The 5,414-nt window shown below is 72.2% G+C and carries 5 protein-coding genes; all 5 read right to left on the bottom strand.

Features of this window, described 5'->3' with window-relative positions:
* Positions 1 to 87 precede the first annotated feature (87 nt).
* Positions 88 to 774 carry a GntR family transcriptional regulator gene (locus WML84_RS12415; RefSeq protein WP_347346454.1) on the bottom strand — a complete coding sequence of 229 codons (687 nt, stop codon included), beginning with the start codon at positions 772 to 774 and terminating at the stop codon, positions 88 to 90.
* A gap of 37 nt (positions 775 to 811) precedes the next feature.
* Positions 812 to 1,753, bottom strand: coding sequence for an ornithine cyclodeaminase family protein (locus WML84_RS12410; RefSeq protein ID WP_347346453.1), 942 nt, complete (start codon positions 1,751 to 1,753; stop codon positions 812 to 814).
* A 92-nt stretch (positions 1,754 to 1,845) separates the two neighbouring features.
* Complete coding sequence (locus WML84_RS12405; RefSeq protein WP_347346452.1) at positions 1,846 to 2,748, bottom strand: dihydrodipicolinate synthase family protein; 903 nt, start codon at positions 2,746 to 2,748, stop codon at positions 1,846 to 1,848.
* A gap of 76 nt (positions 2,749 to 2,824) precedes the next feature.
* On the bottom strand, positions 2,825 to 4,387 hold the full coding sequence (locus WML84_RS12400; RefSeq protein ID WP_347346455.1) for an aldehyde dehydrogenase family protein: 1,563 nt from the start codon (positions 4,385 to 4,387) through the stop codon (positions 2,825 to 2,827).
* Positions 4,384 to 5,391 (bottom strand): proline racemase family protein, encoded by a 1,008-nt coding sequence (locus tag WML84_RS12395; RefSeq protein ID WP_347346451.1) that lies wholly within the window; start codon positions 5,389 to 5,391, stop codon positions 4,384 to 4,386. The genes WML84_RS12400 and WML84_RS12395 overlap by 4 nt, the downstream gene beginning before the upstream one ends.
* Positions 5,392 to 5,414 lie beyond the last annotated feature (23 nt).

Here is a 5,414-nt window from a genome sequence, read left to right as displayed (position 1 = left end):
GCTCGCATCACGGTCGACGAGGCGCCGCACGAGCGGGCCTGAGCGCCCGGCATCCGCTCCCCAGCCGGCCACGACCGGGCACCGGGGTCAGGCGGGCTGCGCGTCCGACCCCGACCAGTCGAGCCGCACGTGATCGATGTGCGTGATCATGACGGTCTCGGCGCGCACCGCGTCGCGGGCCTCGATCGCATCGAGCAGGTCGTGGTGCTCCTGCGCCGAGCGGTCGAGGACGCCCGCGTCGGCGAGCTGTCGCAGGCCGAAGAGGCGCGTGCGGTTGCGCAGGTCGGAGACCAGCTCGGTGAGCATCGCGTTCCGCGTGTATCCGAGCAGTCGCAGGTGCAGCGTGCGGTCGCTGTCGAGGAAGGTCACGAGATCGCCGGTCCGCGCGGCATCCACGGTCTCGTCGGCGAGCCGGCGCAGATCGGCGAGATCTCCGGCCGGCACGATCGGAGTGATCTCGCGGATGCTGGGGGGCTCGAGCAGGAGCCGGATCTTCGCGACGTCGTCCAGGTCGCGCGAGGTGATCTCGGTGACCCGGAACCCCTTGTTCGGCACCGGCTCGACGAGCCCCTCTTTGGCGAGGTCGAGCATGCTCTCTCGCACCGGCGTGGCCGAGACGCCGAACTGCTCGCTCAGCGTCGGTGCGGAGTAGACCTGGCCGGGGACCATCTCACCGGAGATGATCGCGCTGCGCAGCGCCGCCGTGACCGTGTCGCGGATGCTGCTGCGCAGGATCGGCGACACGAACGCCGCCTTCCGCCGCTCTGAGTCCACGCGCGCCCCCTGGGTTCTCGACGTACGGGACCCACGGTCACCGTCGTCGCTGGACGACCTCCGAGACGATCACCAGGTCCTGCCACGACATCCCGACGCCCACGTACAGAGCCACCCTACCGGCCTGGCGACGGAATGCCCCGGCGGCGAGGTCCCGCAGGTTCGCCAGCCCGCGCTCCTGCCAGTGCTCGCGGCCGTGGGCCAGGAGGAGCGTGCCGTACTCGCGCATCGCCGCGGCCCGGGCCTCGACGACGATGTCCGCGCGATCGAGCAGCTCCGGGCCGACCTCGCGCGCCTCCAGTCCGTGCGTACCGATCGCGGCGACGACGGTGTCGGGCGCCAGCACTGTGCCGTCGAACAGCGGCTCGCTGGTCGAGCTCGCGCAGATCACGACGTCGGCCGCACCCAGCTCGTCGCGCAGGGGTGCTGCGGCGATCCCGGTCTCGGCGGTGAGGCGCTCGGCGAAGGCGGCGCTCTTCGCCTCGGAGCGCCCCCGGACGAGGACCGTGCGCACGTCGACCACGGCCTCGAGCGTGCGGACGTGCGCGAACGCCTGGGGTCCGGTGCCGAAGACCACGAGGCGGTCGACGTGCCTCCGCGCACCGCGCGGGTCGAGCTCGAGCAGGCGCCGGATCGCGAACGCGGTCGTCGCCGGCGTGCGGATGAGCGTGAGGGAGCTGCCGTCGAGCAGCACGCGGGGCGTGAGCGTCTCGGCGTCGAACAGCACGTAGAGCGCCTGGATCTTCGGATGGCCGAGGGCCGGGTTGCCCGGCGCCACGGTCACGACCTTGATGCCGACCGCGTCGGGCGACGACGCCGGCATGAGGAGGAACTCGCCTGCGGCGAGCGGGCTGAACAGGCGCGGCGCGTCGAGCTCGGGGTCCACCGACGTGCGCAGCGCCCGCTCGATCGCCTCGACCGCGCCGGCGGGGGTGATCAGCGCCTCGATCTCCTCCGCGGACAGGAACAGGAGGTCCATGGGATCGTCCTCACTTCACACTTCATCGACGTCGGATGCCGGGGCCGCCCCGCACACGGTCGGCCCCGGCATCCGGCGGACCGCCGCCGAGATCAGTTGTAGCCGAGCGCCAGCACGTTCTCGGTGTCGGCGACGATCTGGGCGCGGACGGCCTCCGGCAGCGCGAGCCGCGGCGGACGCGTCGGGCCGCCCCAGCGTCCGGCGACCTCCTGCGACAGCTTGATCGCCTGCACGAACAGGGTCTTGGAGTCCCAGCGCAGCAGCGGGTGGAGGTCCACGTAGATCTCGCGCGCCCGAGCCCAGTCGGCGGGGTCGCCGGAGGTCGAGAGGCGGTACAGCTCGATCGTCGAACGCGGGATGGCGTTCGTGTACCCGGCGATCCAGCCGACCGCACCGGCGATGCCGAACTCCAGCACGACGTCGTCGCTGCCGATGAGGATGTCGAGCGCGGGAGCCAGCTCCTTGGTCTCGTAGGCGCGGCGGACGTCGCCGGAGAACTCCTTCACCGACACGATCAGTCCCTCGTCGCTGAGCCGCTTGAGGATCGGAGGCGTGAGGTCGATCTTGGTGTCGATCGGGTTGTTGTACGCGAGGATGGGAAGGCCCACGGCCGCGACCCGGCGGTAGTGGTCGACGATCTCGTCCTCGCCCCCGCGGTACGCGTTCGGCGGGAGCAGCATGACGCCGGTCGCGCCGGCATCCCGCGCGTGCTCCGCGCAGCGGACGCTCTCGAGGGCCCCGTACGCGCCGACGCCCGGGATGACGTCGAACCCCGCGGGCGCGGCCTCGACGGCCACCTCGACGACGGTGCGGCGCTCGGCTTCGGTGAGCGTCTGGTACTCGCCGAGCGATCCGTTGGGGGCGACGCCGTCCGCGCCGTTCTCGGCGAGCCAGGCGACGTGCTCGGCGAACGTGTCGTAGTCGACGGAGAGGTCCTCGCGCAGGGGGAGGGTCGTGGCGACGTTCACTCCGTGCCAGGGCTTGTTCTCAGTCATGTCCTCACTCCTTCATGGTGACGCTGTCCGTGTGACGCGGTGTCCGGGATGCGCTGTTCACTCTATCAGTACAATGTCACACGCTACTACCCGGATCTGCGCGCCGCCCCCACGCCTGGGACACACCGGCCGGCTCACGCCGCTGCGGGATCCCCCACGGGTTGTCGTCGCGCAGGCTCGGCGGCAGGACGTCCTGCGGAGCGTCCTGGAACGCGACCGCGCGCAGGAACCTCGTGATGGCTGCCGTGCCGACGGAGGTCGACGAGTCGTTGGTCGTCGCCGGGTAGGGTCCGCCGTGCTGCTGCGCGTACGTCACGGCGACCCCCGTGGGCCAGCCGTTGAACAGGACGCGGCCGACCTTCCGCTGCAGCCGCGCGACCAATGCGCTCAGCGAGGGCGACTGCTCGCCGCTCCCGGTGTGCACGGTGCCGGTGAGGTTCCCCTCGTACAGCGCGTCCAGCCGGTCGGCGAGCGCGGCCTCGTCGTCGTACTCGACGATGAGCGAGAACGGGCCGAACACCTCGTCGAGCAGGGTCTCGTCCCCTGGCTGGAGGCGCTCGGCCGAGATCGCGGCGATCGTGGGGCTGGCCCAGACCTGGCCGTCGTCGTCGGTGCGCACCGAGCCTTCGGCGACCAGCCGCACGCCCTCGGCGGCGAGCACCGCCTCACGGCGGGCGAGGTAGGCGGCGCCGATCCCGGGGTTCAGCAGCCGATGCTCCGCGGCCGCCGCCGCGTGCCGGGCGACCGCGTCCTCGAACGCCGCCGCATCGGCCCCGCCCGGAATCCAGAGGAAGCCCGGCTTCGTGCACAGCTGCCCCGCGGATCCGGCGACGGAGGCCACGAAGCCCGACGCGAGCTGGTCGCTCCGCTCGGCCAGTGCCGCCGCCGTCACGTATGCAGGATTGACGCTCCCCAGCTCGCCGAAGAAGAGGATGGGCCGCGGTCGGGCGGCGGCCTTGTCGGCGAGGAGGCGCCCCACGCGGATGGAGCCGGTGAAGCTCGCGACGTCGACGCGGTCGTCCTCGAGCGCCGCGGTTCCGGCGGCCTGGCCGACGACGAGCGCGAAGACCCCGTCTGGCGCACCGGCCGCGCGCGCGGCCGCGGCGACGACCTCGGCGGTCGCGACGGACAGCTCCGGGTGCCCGGAGTGCGCCTTGACCACGAGCGGCAGGCCGGCCGCCAGCGCGGCGGCGGAATCGCCGCCGGCCACCGAGAAGGCGAACGGGAAGTTCGACGCGCTGAAGTTCAGCGCCACCCCGACCGGCGTCAACACGCGGCGCAGCTCGGGACGCGTGCCCAGCACGAAGCGGTCGTCGGCCTCGTCGATCCGCGCGTCGAGATACGAGCCCTCGCGGATCACGTCGGCGAACAGGCGCAGCTGCACCATCGTGCGGGTGAGCTCGCCGCGCAGGCGCGCCTCGCTCAGACCGGTCTCGCGCTGCGCGATGCCGACGAGGCGCTCGGCGTCGGCGTCGAGGGCGTCCGCGACGGCGATCAGGACCCGTGCACGCTCGGACGGCGCCGTCGCGCTCCAGATCGGGACGGCGGCCCGTGCCGCGTCGAGGATGACGTCCAGCTGCTCGGGCGTGGTGGGGGCGACGTTGCTCATGGGATGCTCCTGTCGGGGTGGGAAGGTCAGAACTCGAAGCCTGCGGGGAACGGATCGGTGGGGTCGAGCACGTACTGGCCGAAGCCGGTGATCCAGGCCCGTCCGGTGATGGTGGGGATCACCGCTCGATGGGGGCCCACCTGGGCGGTGCCGACGAGCCGCCCGACGAAGCGGGTGCCGATGAAGGACTCGTTCACGAAGTCCTCTCCCAGCGAGAGCTCGCCGCGCGCGTGCAGCTCCGCCATCCGCGCCGAGGTCCCCGTGCCGCACGGGGAGCGGTCGAACCATCCGGGGTGGATCGCCATGGCGTGCCGGGACAGCCGCGCGTCCGACCCCGGGGCGATGAACTCCACGTGGTGGACATGGTCGACGCCCTCGATCTCGGGATGCCGGGGGGCGTCCTGCGTGTTGATCGCCGCCATGATCGCGAGACCCGCGCGCAGGATGTCGTCCTTGCGGGCGCGGTCGAAGGGCAGTCCGACGTCGTCGAGGTCGACCATCGCGTAGTAGTTGCCGCCGAACGCGAGCGAGTAGCGCAGGGCCTCGATGCCGAGCTCCGGCACCGACACGGTGGCATCCAGCCGCTCGCAGAAGCTGGGCACGTTCTCGATCGTCACGTGCTGCGCGCGACCGTCGGCGACCGCGACGCGCGCGATCACGAGCCCCGCCGGGGTGTCGAGCCGGATGACGGTCTCGGGCTCGGTCACGTCGACCATGCCGGTCTCGACGAGCACGGTGGCGGTGCCGATCGTGCCGTGGCCGCACATCGGCAGCAGCCCCGAGACCTCGATGTACAGCACGCCGAAGTCGGCGTCCGGGCGCGTCGGGGGCTGCAGGATCGCGCCGCTCATGGCGGCGTGCCCGCGCGGCTCGCACATGAGGAAGGTGCGCAGATCGTCGCGGTGCTGCTGCACGTGGCGGCGGCGTTCGTTCATCGTCGCGCCCGGGAGGACTCCGACGCCTCCGGTGACGACGCGCGTGGGCATCCCCTCGGTGTGGGAGTCCACCGCGGTGATCAGTCGTGCGGCTCGCATGTCTGCTCCTGTCCTTCCTGTCG

Source organism: Microbacterium sp. (assembly GCF_039812165.1).
Taxonomy (GTDB): Bacteria; Actinomycetota; Actinomycetes; order Actinomycetales; family Microbacteriaceae; genus Microbacterium.
This window is presented reverse-complemented; position numbering and strand designations above follow the sequence as displayed.

Excerpts from the sequence above, each read along its gene's own strand:
- WML84_RS12410 (WP_347346453.1), bottom strand. The coding sequence starts at position 1,753 with ATGGACCTCCTGTTCCTGTCCGCGGAGGAGATCGAGGCGCTGATCACC.
- WML84_RS12395 (WP_347346451.1), bottom strand. The coding sequence starts at position 5,391 with ATGCGAGCCGCACGACTGATCACCGCGGTGGACTCCCACACCGAGGGG.
- WML84_RS12405 (WP_347346452.1), bottom strand. The coding sequence starts at position 2,748 with ATGACTGAGAACAAGCCCTGGCACGGAGTGAACGTCGCCACGACCCTC.